This window comes from Stenotrophomonas sp. AS1 (assembly GCF_048957655.1).
In the GTDB taxonomy this organism is placed as follows: domain Bacteria; phylum Pseudomonadota; class Gammaproteobacteria; order Xanthomonadales; family Xanthomonadaceae; genus Stenotrophomonas; species Stenotrophomonas bentonitica_A.
In genome coordinates this window covers 118,883-136,590 of the sequence record NZ_JARVXM010000006.1, presented here as the reverse complement: position 1 = coordinate 136,590, position 17,708 = coordinate 118,883, and the positions used below count along the sequence as shown (strand labels likewise).

At 66.8% G+C, this 17,708-nt stretch carries 16 protein-coding genes; 9 read left to right on the top strand and 7 right to left on the bottom strand.

From position 1 onward, the window contains the following. Positions 1–37: 37 nt before the first annotated feature. The 4 genes from PV764_RS09525 to PV764_RS09510 all read left to right on the top strand — a co-directional run bounded on the left by PV764_RS09525 (position 38) and on the right by PV764_RS09510 (position 5,184). Positions 38–1,024: a malate dehydrogenase gene (locus PV764_RS09525; RefSeq protein WP_019186175.1), complete on the top strand. Its 987-nt coding sequence runs from the start codon at positions 38–40 to the stop codon at positions 1,022–1,024. A gap of 348 nt (positions 1,025–1,372) precedes the next feature. Beyond that, on the top strand, positions 1,373–3,250 hold the full coding sequence (gene prpE / locus PV764_RS09520; RefSeq protein ID WP_070426694.1) for a propionate--CoA ligase: 1,878 nt from the start codon (positions 1,373–1,375) through the stop codon (positions 3,248–3,250). 305 nt (positions 3,251–3,555) lie between these two features. Further along, positions 3,556–4,050: a hypothetical protein gene (locus PV764_RS09515; protein WP_046272399.1), complete on the top strand. Its 495-nt coding sequence runs from the start codon at positions 3,556–3,558 to the stop codon at positions 4,048–4,050. A gap of 72 nt (positions 4,051–4,122) precedes the next feature. Further along, the gene (locus PV764_RS09510; protein WP_019185844.1) at positions 4,123–5,184 is read left to right on the top strand and encodes a suppressor of fused domain protein; all 1,062 of its coding nucleotides are present in this window, start codon (positions 4,123–4,125) and stop codon (positions 5,182–5,184) included. A gap of 80 nt (positions 5,185–5,264) precedes the next feature. On the opposite strand, the gene PV764_RS09505 is transcribed toward PV764_RS09510, so the two are convergent. From PV764_RS09505 to PV764_RS09485, 5 genes are all read right to left on the bottom strand, one after another. Next, entirely contained in the window at positions 5,265–5,876 is a 612-nt protein-coding gene (locus tag PV764_RS09505; protein ID WP_019185843.1) for a glutathione S-transferase family protein, read from the bottom strand. An 89-nt stretch (positions 5,877–5,965) separates the two neighbouring features. Beyond that, positions 5,966–6,424 (bottom strand): cell wall hydrolase, encoded by a 459-nt coding sequence (locus PV764_RS09500; RefSeq protein ID WP_019185842.1) that lies wholly within the window; start codon positions 6,422–6,424, stop codon positions 5,966–5,968. 314 nt (positions 6,425–6,738) lie between these two features. After that, entirely contained in the window at positions 6,739–8,772 is a 2,034-nt protein-coding gene (locus PV764_RS09495) for an FAD-dependent oxidoreductase (RefSeq protein WP_019185841.1), read from the bottom strand. Positions 8,773–8,877: 105 nt separating this feature from the next. After that, positions 8,878–9,489 carry a YitT family protein gene (locus tag PV764_RS09490; RefSeq protein ID WP_399622123.1) on the bottom strand — a complete coding sequence of 204 codons (612 nt, stop codon included), beginning with the start codon at positions 9,487–9,489 and terminating at the stop codon, positions 8,878–8,880. A 98-nt stretch (positions 9,490–9,587) separates the two neighbouring features. Then, on the bottom strand, positions 9,588–10,613 hold the full coding sequence (locus PV764_RS09485) for a zinc-binding alcohol dehydrogenase family protein (protein WP_421116526.1): 1,026 nt from the start codon (positions 10,611–10,613) through the stop codon (positions 9,588–9,590). 372 nt (positions 10,614–10,985) lie between these two features. Here PV764_RS09485 and PV764_RS09480 point away from each other — a divergent pair, with 372 nt between their 5' ends. The 4 genes from PV764_RS09480 (at position 10,986) to PV764_RS09465 (ending at position 14,097) form a co-directional block, all read left to right on the top strand. Further along, positions 10,986–12,077, top strand: coding sequence for an OmpA family protein (locus PV764_RS09480; protein WP_019185837.1), 1,092 nt, complete (start codon positions 10,986–10,988; stop codon positions 12,075–12,077). A gap of 191 nt (positions 12,078–12,268) precedes the next feature. Then, complete coding sequence (locus tag PV764_RS09475; RefSeq protein ID WP_046272397.1) at positions 12,269–12,778, top strand: hypothetical protein; 510 nt, start codon at positions 12,269–12,271, stop codon at positions 12,776–12,778. Between the two features lie 19 nt (positions 12,779–12,797). Further along, positions 12,798–13,649 (top strand): pseudouridine synthase, encoded by an 852-nt coding sequence (locus PV764_RS09470; protein ID WP_070473739.1) that lies wholly within the window; start codon positions 12,798–12,800, stop codon positions 13,647–13,649. A 91-nt stretch (positions 13,650–13,740) separates the two neighbouring features. Then, positions 13,741–14,097 (top strand): hypothetical protein, encoded by a 357-nt coding sequence (locus PV764_RS09465; protein ID WP_421116525.1) that lies wholly within the window; start codon positions 13,741–13,743, stop codon positions 14,095–14,097. A gap of 234 nt (positions 14,098–14,331) precedes the next feature. Here PV764_RS09465 and kbl read toward each other — a convergent pair whose 3' ends face one another. Next, the gene (kbl, locus tag PV764_RS09460; RefSeq protein WP_019185833.1) at positions 14,332–15,543 is read right to left on the bottom strand and encodes a glycine C-acetyltransferase; all 1,212 of its coding nucleotides are present in this window, start codon (positions 15,541–15,543) and stop codon (positions 14,332–14,334) included. 193 nt (positions 15,544–15,736) lie between these two features. Between kbl and PV764_RS09455 the strand changes: the two genes are divergently transcribed. Then, entirely contained in the window at positions 15,737–16,438 is a 702-nt protein-coding gene (locus PV764_RS09455; RefSeq protein WP_019185832.1) for a TorF family putative porin, read from the top strand. A gap of 187 nt (positions 16,439–16,625) precedes the next feature. On the opposite strand, the gene tdh is transcribed toward PV764_RS09455, so the two are convergent. Then, complete coding sequence (gene tdh / locus PV764_RS09450; protein ID WP_026070190.1) at positions 16,626–17,648, bottom strand: L-threonine 3-dehydrogenase; 1,023 nt, start codon at positions 17,646–17,648, stop codon at positions 16,626–16,628. Positions 17,649–17,708: the final 60 nt, after the last annotated feature.

Sequence of the window (17,708 nt, the reverse complement as noted above, 5' to 3'; positions counted from 1 at the left end):
GGGGCCGTTTTTACGATTCTTAGCAGAGGAAATCCCCATGAAAGCACCTGTTCGTGTTGCCGTGACCGGCGCCGCCGGCCAGATCGGCTACGCCCTGCTGTTCCGCATCGCCTCCGGCGACATGCTGGGCAAGGACCAGCCGGTCATCCTGCAGCTGCTCGAGCTGCCGGTCGACAAGGCCCAGGCCGCCCTGCGCGGCGTGATGATGGAACTGGAAGACTGCGCCTTCCCGCTGCTGGCCGGCATGGTCGGTACCGATGACGCCGAAGTGGCCTTCAAGGATGCCGATATCGCCCTGCTGGTCGGCGCGCGTCCGCGCGGCCCGGGCATGGAGCGCAAGGATCTGCTGCTGGAAAACGCGAAGATCTTCACCGCCCAGGGCGCGGCGCTGAACAAGGTCGCCAAGCGTGACGTCAAGGTGCTGGTGGTCGGCAACCCGGCCAACACCAACGCCTACATCGCCATGAAGTCGGCGCCGGACCTGAACCCGCGCAACTTCACCGCCATGCTGCGCCTGGACCACAACCGCGCGCTGAGCCAGCTGTCGACCAAGCTCGGCAAGCCGGTCGGTGGCATGGAAAAGCTGATCGTGTGGGGCAACCACAGCCCGACCATGTACCCGGACTACCGTTTCGCCACCGCCGATGGTGCCTCCATCGCCGAGGCGATCAACGACCAGGAATGGAACGCATCGACCTTCATCCCGACCGTGGGCAAGCGCGGCGCGGCGATCATCGAAGCGCGTGGCTCGTCCTCGGCAGCCTCGGCCGCCAATGCCGCCGTCGACCACATCCGTGACTGGGTGCTGGGCAGCAACGGCAAGTGGGTCACCATGGGCGTGCCGTCCGACGGCTCCTACGGCATTCCGGAAGGCGTGATCTTCGGCTTCGCGGTCACCACCGAGAACGGCGAGTACACCCTGGTCAAGGATCTGCCGGTCGACGACTTCAGCCAGAAGTACATCGACAAGACCCTGGCCGAGCTGGAAGAAGAGCGCGCCGGCGTCGCCCACCTGCTGGGCTGATCGCACGCCGCGACAGGTGCTGGCCGTTGGTCGGTGCCTGATGGAAGAAACGCCGGGCATTGCCCGGCGTTTTTTTTTGGTTCTTCGCCCATGGGCGGTGCAGGTAGAGGCGCGTGCTGAGTCTTTTCCTCCGCGGCGGTCGGTGGGTCGGGCGCTGGGCCCCCATACCCTTGTAGGCGAAATAAAGGAGGAGGGGGCGGCCGCAGGCCGACGCCGGGGGACATTCGCCGGAAAGGGTATGGGGGCCCAGCGCCCGACCCACCGATCGGCCCTACGACCAAGGTCGGACGGCCCGTGCCTCACCATCGGACTATGCTCGATCCCATGACTTTGTCTGGGAGGGCTGTCATGCGTTACGAAGATGTCTATCGACGTTCGGTCGATGAACCCGAGGCGTTCTGGGGCGAAGAGGCCCAGCGCATCTACTGGCACACGCCGCCGCAGCAGATCCTCGATTACAGCAACCCGCCGTTCCGGCGCTGGTTCGTGGGCGGGGAAACCAACCTCTGCTACAACGCGGTGGACCGCCATCTGGTCGATCGCCCCGACCAGCTCGCGCTGGTCGCGGTCTCCAGTGAAACCGGCGTCACCCGCGAGATCACCTACCGCGAGCTGCACCGCGAAGTAAATGCCTTCGCCGCCGTGCTGCTGCGGCTGGACGTGCAGCGCGGCGATCGCGTGGTGATCTACATGCCGAACATGGCCGAGGCAGTCTTCGCGATGCTGGCCTGCGCGCGCATCGGTGCCATCCACTCGGTGGTGTTCGGTGGCTTCGCCGCGCACAACCTGGCACTGCGCATCGACGACGCCGAACCCAAGCTGCTGATCGCCGCCGATGCCGGCAAGCGCGGTGGCAAAGTGATTCCCTACAAGGCGATGGTCGATGCCGCCTGCGCCGAAGCCGCTTCGCCGCCGCCGCACGTGCTGATCGTCTCGCGCGGGCTGGACCCGGCCGAGCCGAAGGTGCCCGGCCGCGACGTGGACTACGCCACGTTGCGCGCCGAGGTGGGCGACCAGGATGTGCCGGTGGTGTGGCTGGAATCCAGCGAGCCGAGCTATCTGCTGTATACCTCCGGCACCACCGGCAAGCCCAAGGGCGTGCAGCGCGACGTCGGCGGCTACGCGGTGGCGATGGCGCAGTCGATGGAGACCGTGTTCGATTGCAAGCCCGGCCAGGTGATGTTCTCCACCTCGGATGTGGGCTGGGCGGTCGGGCACTCCTACAACGTGTACGGCCCGCTGATCGGCGGTTGCACCTCGCTGCTGTACGAAGGGCTGCCGACCAGTCCCGATCCGGGCATCTGGTGGGCGCTGTGCGAACAGTACGGCGTGCGCACGCTGTTCTCCTCGCCCACGGCGATCCGCGTGCTCAAGAAGCACGATGCGGACTTCATCCGCCGCCACGATCTGGCCTCGCTGAAGTACGTCTTCCTTGCCGGTGAACCGCTCGATGAACCCACCGCGCACTGGATCAACGACGCACTCGGCAAGCCGATCATCGACAACTACTGGCAGACCGAAACCGGCTGGCCTGCGTTGACCCTGCTTCCGGGCGTGGACATGAAGCCGGTCCGCTTCGGTTCGCCTGGTTTCCCGAATCTCGGCTATCGCATGAAGGTCATCGACGAGAACACCGGTGACACCGTCGCGCCGGGGCAGAAGGGCGTGCTGGTGATGATTCCGCCCCTGCCGCCGGGCTGCATGACCACCGTGTGGAAGGACGATGCGCGCTTCATCCAGAGCTATTTCAGCCACTTCAAGGAACTGCTCTACAGCTCGCTCGACTGGGCGATCCAGGACGAGGATGGCTACACCTTCATCCTTGGCCGCACCGATGACGTCATCAACGTGGCCGGCCACCGGCTGGGCACGCGTGAGATCGAAGAGTGCATCGCCGGGCATCCGCTGGTGGCCGAGGCTGCCGTGATCGGGGTCAAGGACGAACTCAAGGGCCAGGTACCGCTGGTGTTCGTCACCCTCAAGCAGGCCCTTCAAGGCGACGGCAGTGCCGTGGTGGCCGAGATGATGCAGCGGGTGAGTGGCACGCTGGGCGCGGTCGCACGGCCGGCGCACATCCATATCGTCAACGCGCTGCCCAAGACGCGCTCAGGCAAGCTGCTGCGGCGCTCGCTGCAGGCACTGGCCGAGGAACGTGACCCGGGCGATCTGTCGACCCTGGACGACCCGGCGGCCCTGGACGAGATCCGGCGCGCGCTGGGCAACTGACCGGCCGTCGTCCTGGCGTGCCCCACGCGTCCCCACGGTCCGCCTTCCCCCGAGGGCGGGCCTTCAACGCCTACCGTGCCACCGCTCAGGACCATGCTGCAGCGCATTACCGGCAAGCGGAGCGCTCCGGTAAGCTGCGCAGGCGATCGTTGCAGGCCTCACCGGCCCGACGCCGCGCGCTGGGGACACGGCGCGCCACGCGCGGCCCGTGATGCGCATCGGCCTGGAAGATCGCAAGGGGGCGCGTACGCATCGGCGAATGGCCGGGTGCCACGCGCGGTGATGCACCACGTGAGGGGGAACACATGGCGTATATCCATGCCAAGACGGCCGCTGGCCGTCAGGAAATCGAGGACCGTGCACGGCGCCTGCCGCCGTCGCTGCGCTCCATTCTGCTGATGGTGGATGGTCAGCGCGATGACACTGCGCTGACCGCTCTGTTGCCGGGCCTGCGTGCACCGGAGGACGCGCTCGCGCAGTTGTCCGCGCAGGGCCTGATCGAGATCGTCGGCGGCAGTGTCGCGCCGGTTGTTGCTGCGGCCCTGACCGCCGGACGCGAGCAGGATCCGGACCTGTACAGGCGACTGTACGACTGGATGAGCGAATCGGTGCGCAGGCATCTCGGTCTGAAGGGCTATTTCATGCAGTTGAAAGTGGAGCGCTGTACCGATGCCGGCAGCCTCGAGAAGCTGTGGCCGGACATGGCCGCCGCGATCAGCAAGGCGAAAAGCCCGGCGTTGGCCAACCGTTGGCTCGACGAAACGCGCGCGCTGGTGCAGGCCGATCCCGTGGTCGCCTGAGCCGAGGCCTCCACGGCAGTCAGCCAGCGCGGTGTTTAGAATGCGCGCTGATTCTGTGGCTGGAGAGCGGTGATGGTGGATGAGATCGAGGACGACGGCGCACCCGGGTGGGATGCCATCGATGCGGCGTTGAAGGCGGTGTATCCCACGCAGGCGCCGCAGCATTACGGCCCGGTGCTGCGCTCGCTGCTGGGCGGTGAGGACCCGTTGGACGGCATCAGCGCGTACTGGAACGATGCGCCGCTGCCGCACTGGCACTTCGTCAGCTACGGCTTCTCCGAACTGTATGAAAAAGAGAGCGATGATCCGGCCACCAGTGGCTACGGGTTCGAGCTGAGCTTCCGGGTGGCCGCCGAAGCGGGCAGCGAGCCACCAGCGTGGGCGATGAACTTCCTGCAGAACCTGGCGCGCTACGTGTTCGCCAACGGCAAGGTGTTCCAGCAGGGCCACTACCTCAACGCGGGCGGGCCGATCGCCGCCGATACCGATACGCTGCTGCGGCACGTCGCCTTCATGCGCGACCCGCAGCTGCCCCCGCGCGAGACGCCCAACGGTTCGCTGGAGTTCCTGCAGGTGATCGGGCTGACCGATGACGAGATGGAGGCGGTGAAGCGCTGGTCGACCACCGGCGTGCTCGAGACGCTGCTGCCCAGGATGCCGCTGTGGATCACCGACATCGCGCGTGGCTCGCTGCTGGGCGACCCGGCACTGGCTGCCGCCGTGGCAGAGGGGGCGGCACGCGAGGGCTCGCAGACGGCCTATCTGTTCCTGGAAAAGCTGGCCTGGTCGGTGCAGGGCGAGGGCGCTGGGCAGCAGTTGACCCTGACGCTGGGCGCGCGCCAGGTGGAATCGCTGCTCGCGCTGCTGCCAGCGCGGTTGCTGTTCGGGCAGCCGTTGACGCTGGTCGGCAATGACCGGCAGATCACGCTGTCGCCAGCGGCGGTCAATGCGCTGGTGGTCGACGCCGATGCGCTGGACTGCCAGTTGGCCCCGGCCACGGTGCAGGCGCTGGTTGCCACGGTCATGCCACGCCGCGGGACCTATGCGATCCCGGGCTGGCCGGCGCTGCAGGTAGTGGTGGAGCCGAGCGAACTGCGCGATGCCGAGGGCACTGTGGTACGTACGATCGGGTAGAGCCACGCCATGCGTGGCTCCTTGTCCGGCCGGACGCGTCTGTTCTGGCCGGACCGCCTGCAGCCACCCATGGGGTGGCTCTACAGGAGGCCTTCGGCCTTCAGCACCGCCTGCACGCCGGTATCAGCCTCCATGCGCTGGTTGAAGGCGGCGAGGTTGTCCAGGCCGCTCAGGTCGATCTTTGCGCCCGCAGCCCAGCGCAGGGTGATGTAGAAGTAGGGGTCGGCGAAGCTGCGGAACCCGGCCAGCCAGGGGCGATCGGCCAGCTGCGCATCGGCGCGCTCGAACAGGCCACGCAGGCGCTTGCGGGCGGCGGCGCGGAGCGCGTCGTACTGGGTGTCGTCTTCGATGAAGGCGCCCGGCGCGAACAGCGGCTTGAACGCCGGGTGCAGGTCGGAGTTGACGAAGGACAGCCAGCGGGTGGCTTCGGCGCGCTGCTTGGGGCTGCCATCGCCGGTCAGGCCGGCCTGCGGGTGGGTATCGGCGATATAGCCCATGATTGCCGCGTTCTGGGTCAGCACGAAATCGCCATCGACCACCACCGGGACCGAACCGGCCGGATTGATGGCCAGGAACGGCGGTGCCTTCAGGGTGTCCTTGTCGAGCAGTTCCACCTCGAACGGCTGGCCGGTCCACTGCAGGGCGATGTGGTCGGCGGTGGAGCAGGCTCCGGGCTTGCTGTACAGCTTCATCGGAACTCCGTTGCGGATCGGTGGAAGGTGAGCCGCCCACTATTCCAGAGCTGGCCCTTCATCCTCAACGGTATGGCCGTAACAGATCGTTACGACGCGCGCGGCTTGAGTTTCTGCACGCGGTAGAACGTGTGGTCGCCGATGGTGGCCACCTGGTAGGCGTTGCGCCAGCTCGGGTTGGCGATCGCCATGGCGGCGAAGTGGCTCGCGCCGGGCACGATCTCCTTGCGCTCACCGGCGGGCAGGGCCCAGTTGCGCTCGGCATCGAAGGCCACGGTCATCGCTTCCTGCCAGGCATCGGCGTTGCCGAGCTGGGTGCCGGGCGCGACGATGGTCGGGGCGAACTGCTTGCGCGCGGTCACCACCTGGCACATCGAGTCGCCCCACAGACCGCTGTCCAGCCGGCGCAGGGCCACCTCGGCAACGGCTTGCTGGCCGCGCAGGGTCTGGTCACGCGCTTCGAGGTAGACGGTCGTGCTCAGGCACAACGAATCGGCGGCAGGCTGCGGCAACAACTGTGACAGCCAGAGAATCCAGGCCAGTTTCATAAATCTCCTTGCTCCGTGTGGGCCGCACCTGGCTGTCCATCCGATCGTGCGGACGGGGCGTGGGATACGACTTGGCGTCATGGGGAGGCGGCCATCGGGGCCGCCCGGGGGCGGACCCGAACAAGACGTGGGGTCCGCGCGCTCACTCGAACTGGGTGGTGAGCGGGAAAGTTGGCGCACGATAGGGGGGGATTTCCCAATACATCCTGAACCCGAAAGCTTGACATTCAGGTTGGGAGGTGGGGCTGAATCGGCGGTTCAGCCCCGTATTCAGGTCCGCTCGGACCGGCATCAGACCCTGATCCAATCCCGGCTCAGAGTGCAGCGGCGACCCGGCTGCCCTGATTGATCGCGCGCTTGGCATCGAGTTCGGCGGCGACATCGGCACCGCCGATCAGCTGTGCGGTGATGCCGGCGGCCTGCAGCGCGGCGTGCAGATCACGGCGCGGTTCCTGCCCGGCACAGACCACCACATGGCTCACCGGCAGCAGCTGTTCTTCGCCCTCCACGCGGATACGCAGGCCGCTGTCGTCCACGCCCAGGTACTCCACGCCGCCGAGCATGCTCACGCCCTTGGCCTTGAGCGTGGCGCGGTGGATCCAGCCGGTGGTCTTGCCCAGGCGGGCGCCGGGCTTGCCCGGGCTGCGCTGCAGCAGCCACACCTTGCGCGCGGGGGGCTCCGGCGCCGGCCTGGCCAGCGCGCCACGGCCCTCGAAGCTGGGGTCCACGCCCCATTCGGCCATCCAGCGTGCCGGGTCCAGCGCCGAGGAGGGGCCCTCGTGGACCAGGAACTCGCCGACATCGAAGCCGATTCCGCCGGCGCCGATGATCGCGACCTGCTCGCCCACCCGGACCCGGCCGAGCAGCACGTCCAGGTAGGTGACCACCTTGGGATGGTCGGCGCCGGGGAAATCGACCCGGCGCGGGGTGATGCCGGTGGCGATGACCACCTCGTCGAAGTTGGCCAGCGCGGCCACGTCGGCCACGGTGTCCAGCCTCACATCGACACCGGTCTCGTCCAGCTTGTGGCGGAAGTAGCGCAGCGTCTCGTGGAATTCTTCCTTGCCCGGGATGCGCTTGGCGACGTTGAACTGCCCGCCGATCTCGCTGCCGGCATCGAACAGCGTGACCGCGTGGCCGCGCTCGGCAGCCACGGTCGCGCAGGCCAGCCCGGCCGGGCCGGCACCGACCACGGCAATCCGGCGCGGCGCGGTGGTCGGGCGGTAGACCAGCTCGGTCTCGTGCACGGCGCGCGGGTTGACCAGGCAGCTGGCCGTCTTGTTCTCGAACACGTGGTCCAGGCAGGCCTGGTTGCAGGCGATGCAGGTGTTGATCGCCTCCGGGCGGCCGGCGCGCGACTTGTTGGCCCACTGCGGGTCGGCCAGCAGCGGCCGCGCCAGCGAAACCATGTCGGCGCCGCCCGCGGCGAGGATGCGCTCGGCCACGTCGGGCATGTTGATGCGGTTGGTGGCGATCACCGGCACGCGCACATGCGGCTTGAGCTTGGCGGTGACCCCGGCGAAGGCGCCGCGCGGCACCGAGGTGGCGATGGTGGGGATGCGCGCCTCGTGCCAGCCGATGCCGGAGTTGATCAGGGTCGCGCCCGCCGCCTCGATGGCCTGGGCCTGCTGCACGATCTCGGCCCAGTTGCTGCCGTCGGGCACCAGATCCACCAGCGAGAGCCGGTAGATGATGATGAAGTCCGGCCCGCAGGCCTCGCGGATGCGGCGCACGATCTCCACCGCAAAGCGCATGCGCTGCGCCGCGTCGCCGCCCCAGCGGTCGTTGCGCTGGTTCGTGCGTGGCGCGATGAATTCGTTGATCAGATAGCCTTCCGAGCCCATCACCTCGACGCCGTCGTAGCCGGCCTCGCGGGCCAGCCGGGCGCTGCGCGCGTAATCGGCGATGTGCCGGTCCACGCCGCGCGCGGACAGCGCCCGCGGGGTGAACGGGTTGATCGGTGCCTTCAGCTTGGAAGGCGCCACCGACAGGGGGTGGTAGGCGTAGCGGCCGGCATGCAGCAGCTGCAGGCAGATCCTGCTGCCGTTGTCGTGCACGGCCCGGGTGACCTGGCGATGCGGTCGCACCTCCCACGGCCAGGACAGCTTGCCGCCGAACGGCTTGAGCCAGCCGACCACGTTGGGGGCGAAGCCGCCGGTGACGATCAAGCCGACGCCGCCGGCCGCCCGCTCGGCGAAATACGCCGCCAGGCGCGGGAAATCGCGCGCGCGGTCTTCCAGACCGGTGTGCATGGACCCCATCAGGACCCGGTTGCGCAGTTGGGTGAAACCCAGGTCGAGCGGGGCGAACAGATGCGGATAGGCGGCGGATTCAGCGGCTGGCGACATGTGGATACGCTTGCGTACGGAAGCCCGCAGGGTGCCGCGAAAGCCCCTGAAGAGCAAGCGCATGTGTCCTGCCACGCACCGACCGCCGGTCGGTGCGGAGGCCCGTTATGGGGTGACGGTTGCCGGGGCGGGCTTGCGGATGCCGAACAGCGGCAGCGTGATGCCGCACAGCGGGCCGATCAGCAGGGCGAAGGCGAGGGTGCCGACACCGACATTGCCGCCCAGCCACCAGCCGATCAGCAGCACGGTGCCTTCGATCGCGCTGCGCACGATCCAGATCGGCCAGCCGCTGCGGGCGTGCAGGCCGGTCATCAGGCCATCGCGCGGGCCCGGGCCGAAGCGCGCGCCGATGTACAGGCCGGTGGCCAGCGCGACCAGCAGCAGGCCACACAGGAACATGGGGATCTGCCAGGCCAGGCCGTGCACCTCCGGCAGCAGCCACAGCCCGAACTGCGCGCTGGGGCCGATCAGCAGCACGTTGAGCACGGTGCCCAGGCCCGGCTTCTGCCGGATCGGCCACCACAGCAGCAGCACCAGCGCGCCGATCACATTGGTGGCCACGCCGAAGGAGAGCGGTGTCTGCAGCGCGATGCCCTGCGAAAGCACATCCCAGGGCGCCACGCCGATCGCGGCGCGGATCATCACCGCCGCACCGAAGCCATACAGGAACAGACCAAGCAGGAGTTGCAGCAGGCGCAGGGGCAGGGAAGTGGGCATGGCGATGTCACCGGAAGGGCCACTGAATGTAGGCGGCGCCGGGCCGCGCCGACAGATACAGATGACCGCGAATGTGCGCTGACACGTTGCCGCGCCGGTTACGCCCAGCCCGACAGCACCAGCTTGCCGATCACCCCGCCGCCTTCCAGCCGCCGGTGCGCCTCGCGCAGGTTCGCCGCATTGATCGTACCCAGGTGCGTGTGCGCGGTGGTGCGCAGCTCACCGGCGTCGATCAGGCTGGCGGCGCGGCCCAGGATGCAGTGCTGCTCGATCATGTCGGCGGTCTGGAAGCGCGAGCGCGCGAACATGAATTCCCAATGGATGCCAATGCACTTGGCTTTGTAGGGATCGCCGATCCGCAGGGGTCCACGGGGTTCGACGATCAGCCCCACATGCCCCTGCGGGGCCAGCAGTTCGCCCAGCGCGTCCCAGTAGTGGTCGGTGTCGGCCAGGTTCAGCGCGACCTGCACCTGCGTGATCCCCAGCGCCTGCAGCTGCGCCGCCAATGGCTGGCGATGATCGATCACGTGGTCGGCGCCCATCTGCAGGCACCACGCACGGCTCTGCTCGCGCGACGCGGTGGCGATCACGGTGAAGCCTGCATGGCGCGCGAGCTGGATCGCCATCGAACCGACGCCGCCGGCACCGCCGATGATCAACAGATGCTGGCCGCGATGGCGGCGATCTTCGAACTGCAGCGGCATGCGCTGGAACAGCAGCTCCCAGGCGGTCAGCGTGGTCAATGGCAACGTCGCGGCCTCGGCGAAATCCAGCGTGGTGGGTTTGCGCCCGACCAGGCGCTCATCCACCCACTGGTACTGCGCATTGCAACCGGGGCGGGTGACATCGCCTGCGTAATACACCTCATCGCCGGGCGCGAAAGCGCTGACTTCCGGGCCGACGGCTTCCACGACACCGGCCGCGTCGTAGCCCAGGATCCGCGGCGGGTTTTCGTGCTGCGCGCGCGGCGCGCGCTGTTTGGTATCCACGGGATTGACGGAAACAGCGTGTACCCGCACCAGCAGGTCGCGCCCCTCTGGCGCGCCGGGGGGCGCCACATTCACGTCCTGCAGCGCGGCGGGGTCTTCAATCGGCAGATACTGGGTCAATCCCACGGCTTTCATGTCGGCTCCGGAACGGGGGAATCCTCCCCATCATACGGATCACGCCGTCCCTGTTTTTGCGCTGAATCAAGGCGCCATCGCGATTTGAACCCTAACGTGAAAAATGTGTCGCGACGTCGCCTGAATTAGGCAAAACCCTTGTCATTGCTGGGTCTTGCGGAATTTCATCAACCTGTATAGGGTGCCACCAGCTGGACCCGGTAGAGGTCTGGCGGTCGTCTTCACATGTTACGTGACTGTTAACATCACCTTCACTCGCCTGAGCATAATGTTCGCGGCGGTGGCGTGCTGAATCGGCAGTCTGAAAACGACGCAGTAGTGCTGGCCCATGCCTCTACCGGTTTCATACCCCCGAAATAGGAGCTGTACTCAATGAACAAGAAGATCCTTACTGCCGCGCTGCTGGGCGGTCTGGCTTTCGCCCAGGCTGCATCGGCGCAGGATTTTGACGACCGCTGGTACCTGACCGGTTCGGCCGGCTTCAACTTCCAGGATAGCGACCGTCTGACCAACGACGCTCCGTTCGTTACCCTGGGCCTCGGTAAGTTCATCAGCCCCAACTGGTCGCTGGACGGCGAGCTGAACTACCAGAACCCGAACTTCGATGCCAACCAGGATCTGAACTGGAGCCAGTACGGCGCGTCGCTCGACCTGCGTCGCCACTTCATCCAGGAAGGCCGCGGCTGGAACCCGTACCTGCTGTTCGGTCTGGGCTACCAGAAGTCGGAAGAAGAGTACGCAGCGCTGAACACCAACGGTCCGCGTGAGCGCAAGGACGGCAACTTCGCCGCCAAGCTCGGCGTCGGTCTGCAGACCACCTTCGAAAAGCGCGTCGCCGTGCGTGCCGAAGTGGCCTACCGCGCTGACTTCGACGACCAGAGCGTTGCTGCTCCGAGCGAAGACTGGTTCGGCGACGTGCTGGCTTCGGTCGGCGTCGTGATCCCGCTGGGCCCGGCCCCGGTTGCTGCCGTGCCGGCTCCGGCTCCGGTTGCCCCGAGCTGCGCCGACCTGGATGACGACGGTGACGGCGTCAACAACTGCGACGACAAGTGCCCGAACTCGCAGCCTGGCCAGACCATCGGTCCGGACGGTTGCCCGGTCCCGGTGTCGATCGATCTGAAGGGCGTGAACTTCGACTTCGACAAGTCGAACCTGCGTCCGGACGCGGTTGCGATCCTGAGCGAAGCTTCGGAAATCCTGAAGCGTTACCCGGATCTGCGCGTTGAAGTGGCCGGTCACACCGATTCCAAGGGTACCGACGCTTACAACCAGAAGCTGTCCGAGCGTCGTGCTACCTCGGTGTACAACTACCTGACCCAGAACGGCGTTGACGCTTCGCGTCTGGTCGGTCCGATCGGTTACGGCGAGAGCCGCCCGATTGCGCCGAACACCAACCCGGATGGTTCGGATAACCCGGAAGGTCGCGCCAAGAACCGTCGTACCGAGCTGAACGTCCAGAACTAATCCTTCTGGCAGTACAGTCTCATCAGCAGGGCCCGGCATTGCCGGGCCCTGTTTTTTTTTGCCTCTGGTTGGCCAGAAACAGAGAAATCAACAATAAATCCAACAAGTTGCCGTATTCATTGAAGGTGGCGCTTGAAAGACGTTGTGGCGCTGTTAAACTCGCCGCGTCGACCCCTTCCTGGATGCATCCCATGCAGCGTTTTGCACTGGCCGCCGCGCTTGGCCTGGCCCTGGTTCCCACCGCCCACGCTGCCGTGGACTGTTCGGCACCTGTCAGCGCATCACCGCTGCCGCTGCCAGCCACCGCGATCGCACCGGTGGCCGAAGAGCTGTACATCCGCAACGTGCAACTGGGCATGCCTGCCGGCGTGCTGACCTCCAACTTCGACCAGGAACAGTCGCTGGACCGCGTGCTGCAGCGCCTGCGCATCGACGGCTGCCAGAACATCGCCAAGGCGATCCCCAGCGCACCGGTGATCAACCCGAACGATCCGGCCGCCTACAAGCCGCAGACCGAGTTCGACAACACGCCGTGGCGCTTTGACATGAGCCAGAACGGCAAGCGCATGACCGCCGAAGAGTTCGACGCCTGGATGAAGGCGCGCGGTGTGCGCGTGGTCAAGGCGCGCCCGGTACCGGCTGCCGTCCCGGCCGCCGCCACCGAAGCCCCGGCTGAGACCAAGCCGGCGGACAAGAAGTAAGCCGCCTGAGCGGAGCACGATGACGACACGCCGGCCACCCGCCGCGAACGCGTCCCGACCACGCCGCCCCGAGCGGCGTGCGAGCCCCGCAACAGGCAGCCGCAGCACCGCCTCCAGCGCCACCCCGACCGCACCGCGCCATGGCCTGGCGCGGGTACTGTCCAAAGCCGGGCTGTGCTCGCGCACGGAAGCCGCGCGCTGGATCGCCGAGGGCCGGGTCACGGTCGATGGCCGTGTCATCAACAACCCCGAATTTCCCATCATCGACGGCCGCCACCACGTGCGCGTCGATGGTCAGCCGCTGGACGCCCCCAAGCGCGTGTACCTGCTGTTGAACAAGCCGCGCGGCCTGGTCACCACCGCGCAGGACGAGCGCGGCCGCGACACCGTCTACCGCTGCTTCGACGATGCCGGGCTGCCGTGGATTGCGCCGGTCGGGCGCTTGGACAAGGCCAGCGAAGGCCTGTTGCTCTTCAGCAATGATCCGCAGTGGGCCGCGCGCCTGACCGATCCGGCCACCGGTCCGGACAAGACCTATCACGTCCAGATCGATGCCATCCCCGACGCCGCGCAGCTGCAGGCGTTGTGCGCCGGCATCGAGGACGAGGGCGAATGGCTGCGCGCGCGCCGCGCCACGCTGCTGCGCAGCGGAGACAAGACCGCTTGGCTGGAAATCGTGCTGGAGGAGGGCCGCAACCGGCATATCCGCCGGTTGCTGGCCGCCTTGGACATCACCGTGCTGCGCCTGGTACGCGTGGCGATCGGCCAGCTGCCGCTGGGCGAGCTGGGCAAAGGCGCCTGGCGCGAGCTCAGCCAACACGATCTGGATCTGCTTCATGCCGTGGCCGACAGCGCCGCGGCGACACCGTGACCTTGTGGCCTGCCGGCAGGTGGCAGGCCAGTCGACCCGGGCAATGGATGGCCTTCGAAGGGACGTTCCGTTCAACACCGGGAGTAAGACCATGCACGTCAGTACCCTCAACCGTTCCCTGTTCCGTGGCGCCTGCCTGCTGTTGCCGGCCGCGCTGCTGACCGCGCTGCTGACCGCCTGCGGCGGACACAAACAGATCGCCAAGCAGGATCCGCCGGTGACCGACAAGGTGGTGGAGATCAAGATTCCCGAGCTCGATGGCCGCGGCAGCTACCGCTTCCTGATGAGCGATGGCGACAAGCGCATGAGCGCCGACGAGTTCGATGCCTGGATGAAGGCCAACGGTATCCGTGTGGCCAAGGGCAACGGCCAGGATGGCCCGGTCGCGGCACCGGTGGTGGTGGCCAGCAAGGAAGAGGCCAAGGACCAGAAGAAAAAGAAGAAGTAACCCGCCGCGCGCGTCACCCCAACGGTAGAGCCGACCGTTGGTCGGCTGGGCACGCAAGGCGAGCCCCCGCATCCGATGTCCACACCCCCCCAGCGGTAGAGCCGACCGTTGGTCGGCTGGAGCACGCAAGGCGTGCCCCCATGCCGGAGGTTCATGACCTGCGACGAGAGGCAGCCGACCAACGGTCGGCTCTACCTCCGCAATGCGCGGGTGCGTGTGGGTCGGCTGGGGCCCTCAGCCCTTGATCACGCCCAGCTCGACGCCGATGCGGGTGAACGCATCGATGGCGCGGTCCAGGTGCGCACGCGTGTGCGCGGCGCTGATCTGGGTGCGGATGCGGGCCTGGCCCTTGGGCACCACCGGGAAGAAGAAGCCGATCGCGTAGATGCCTTCTTCCAGCAGGCGCTCGGCGAACTTCTGCGCGAGCGGCGCGTCGTACAGCATCACCGGGCTGATCGGGTGCACGCCCGGCTTCACGTCGAAGCCGGCAGCCGTCATCTTCTCGCGGAAGTAGGCGGTGTTCTCGGCCAGCGTGCTGCGCAGGTCGTCGGCGGCGGCCAGCATTTCAAAGGCCTTGATGCCGGCGGCGACCACGTGCGGCGGCAGCGAGTTGGAGAACAGGTACGGGCGCGAGCGCTGGCGCAGCAGCTCGATCACTTCGGCGCTGGCGCAGGTGAAACCGCCCAGTGCGCCGCCCATGGCCTTGCCCAGGGTGCCGGTGATGATGTCGATCTTCTCCAGGACGCCCTTGACCTCGGCCGAGCCGCGGCCGGTCGCGCCGAGGAAGCCGGTGGCATGGCATTCGTCGATGTGCACCAGCGCGTTGTACTTCTTCGCCAGCGCGGTGATCTCATCCAGCGGGGCGATGAAGCCGTCCATCGAGAACACGCCGTCGGTGGTGATCAGCTTGGTCTTGCAGCCGGCCGCATCGGCGGCCTGCAGCTGGGCTTCCAGATCGGCCATGTCGCAGTTGGCGTAGCGGAAGCGCTTGGCCTTGCACAGGCGCACGCCGTCGATGATCGAGGCGTGGTTGAGCGAATCGGAAATGATCGCATCGTGCTCGCCCAGCAGCGGCTCGAACAGGCCGCCGTTGGCATCGAAGCAGGCCGCGTACAGGATGGTGTCCTGCTTGCCGAAGAACCCGGCGATCTGCTTTTCCAGCTGCTTGTGCAGGTCCTGGGTGCCGCAGATGAAGCGCACCGAGGCCATGCCGAAGCCGTGGGTATCCAGCGCGTCCTTGGCCGCCTGGATCAGGTCGGGGTGGTCGGCTAGGCCCAGGTAGTTGTTGGCGCAGAAGTTCAGCACGGTACGGCCGTCGTCCAGGGTGATCTCGGCCGACTGCGGGCTGGTGATGATCCGTTCGGACTTGAACAGGCCCTGGGCGCGGATCGCCTCGAGTTCTTCAACGTAGTGCTGGGTCAGCGAGGCGGTGGTGGCGTCGGTCATGGCAGGCAGTCTTCGGCACGGGAAACCCGGGATTTTACCTGTCGCAGGCGGCCGCCGGGTTGCACGTCCGGTCGATCGCGCCGGGGCCGGCGGGGAACCGTTGCAGACGTGATTGTTGCATCGCAATATCAATCAGGTTAAAAAACTGTAAACCGCACCGTTCCGCCCACCCCCACGTCTGGAGAGACCCCGCATGAACCACGCCACGCGCTGTACCGCCGCCGTTGTGCTCTGCGCCGCCCTGCTTGCCCCGTTTGCCGCCAGTGCCCAGGACGAGGCCGCCTCTCCCTTCAGCTGGAACGTGACCGGCGTGTCGGACTACGTGTTCCGAGGTGTGTCCCAGACCGATGAAGATCCGACGATCCAGGCCGGTTTCACCTATACCTCGCCGGTCGGCCTGTACGCCGGTGTCTGGGGCTCGGGCGTGGACTTTGGCGATGGCGGCCCGGATGCCGAGGTCGACTACCTGATCGGCTACGCCTTCGACGTGACCGACACCGTCAACCTGGACCTGCTGCTGAACCGCTACACCTACCCGGGTTCCAGCGAACTGGCGTACAACGAGTTCATCACCAAGACCACCTTCGCCAAGCAGTACAGCCTGACCGTGACCTACACCAACGACGTGTTCAATTCGGGCACCGATGCGTGGTACTACGCCGTGGGTGGCGAGTGGGCGCTGCCGCAGGACTTCACGCTGAGCGCCAACGTCGGCCGCAGCACCTTCGAAGAAGGCATCTCCAAGGATTACACCGACTGGAACGTCGGCGTCAGCCGCCAGTTCGGCCTGTTCAATCTCGGCCTGGGCTACTACGGCACCGACGGCAACGGCCGCGACAACTCCGGCAAGCTGGCCGACAGCCGCGTGGTGTTCACGGTCGGCATCGGGCAGTAACCGGCGCCCGACACCGCCGACCACCTCGCGAACCAGAAAAGGCGCCCGGATGGGCGCCTTTTCAATATTGGCCTCACACGGGACCCCTTGCTGGAGCGCAGCCCTCTTGTTGTTCAAGGGGGCGCGCCAACGGCGCCGGGATAAGGTGGAATGGACCATTGATCATCTGTGCCGAAGGCGCAGGTGATCAATTCCAGCTCAACACCACCTTGCCGGCCTTGCCCTGTTCCATCAGGTCGAAGCCCTTCTGGAACTCATCGATCGGCAGCTGGTGGGTCATCACCTTGCCCAGCGGGAAGCCGGACAGCACCAGCTGGGTCATCTTGTACCAGGTCTCGTACATCTTGCGGCCGTAGATGCCCTGCACGGTCAGGCCCTTGAAGATGATCTTGTCCCAGTCGCAGCCCGCGCCCTTGGGCATGATGCCAAGCATGGCGATCTTGCCGCCGTGGTACATGCAGTCGAGCATGTCGTTGAACGCGCGTGGGTTGCCGCTCATTTCCAGGCCCACGTCGAAGCCCTCCATGTGCAGCTCCTTCATCACGTCCTTGAGCGAGGTGTTGGACACGTTGACCACGCGGGTGGCGCCCATGTCGGCGGCCAGCTTCAGGCGGAAATCGTTGACGTCGGTGACCACCACGTTTCGCGCGCCGATGTGCTTGCAGATGCCCGCGGCGATGATGCCGATCGGGCCGGCGCCGGTGATCAGCACGTCCTCGCCGATCACGTTGAACTCCAGCGCGCAGTGCGCGGCGTTGCCGTACGGATCGAAGAAGGCGGCCAGCTCGGACGGGATCTGGTCCGGGATCGGCCACAGGTTGCTGGCCGGCATCACCATGTATTCGGCGAAGGCGCCGTTGACGTTGACGCCGATGCCCACGGTGTTCGGGCACAGGTGCTGGCGGCCGCCGCGGCAGTTGCGGCAATGGCCGCAGACGATGTGGCCTTCGGCCGAGACGCGCTGGCCGATTTCATAACCGGTGACGCCCGGGCCGATCTCGGCGATGCGGCCGACGAACTCGTGGCCGATGGTCAGGCCCGGCTTGATCGTGCGCTGGCTCCACTCGTCCCACAGGTAGATGTGCAGGTCGGTGCCGCAGATGGCGGTCTTTTCCAGCTTGATCAGGACCTGGTTCGGGCCGGGGGTGGGGACCGGAACCTCTTCCAGCCAGATGCCCTTGGCGGCTTCGCGTTTGACCAGGGCCTTCATTGTTTGCTGCGCCATCGGGGTGGAACTCATCTGGGGGAAAACGCGGATTATAGAGCCGCT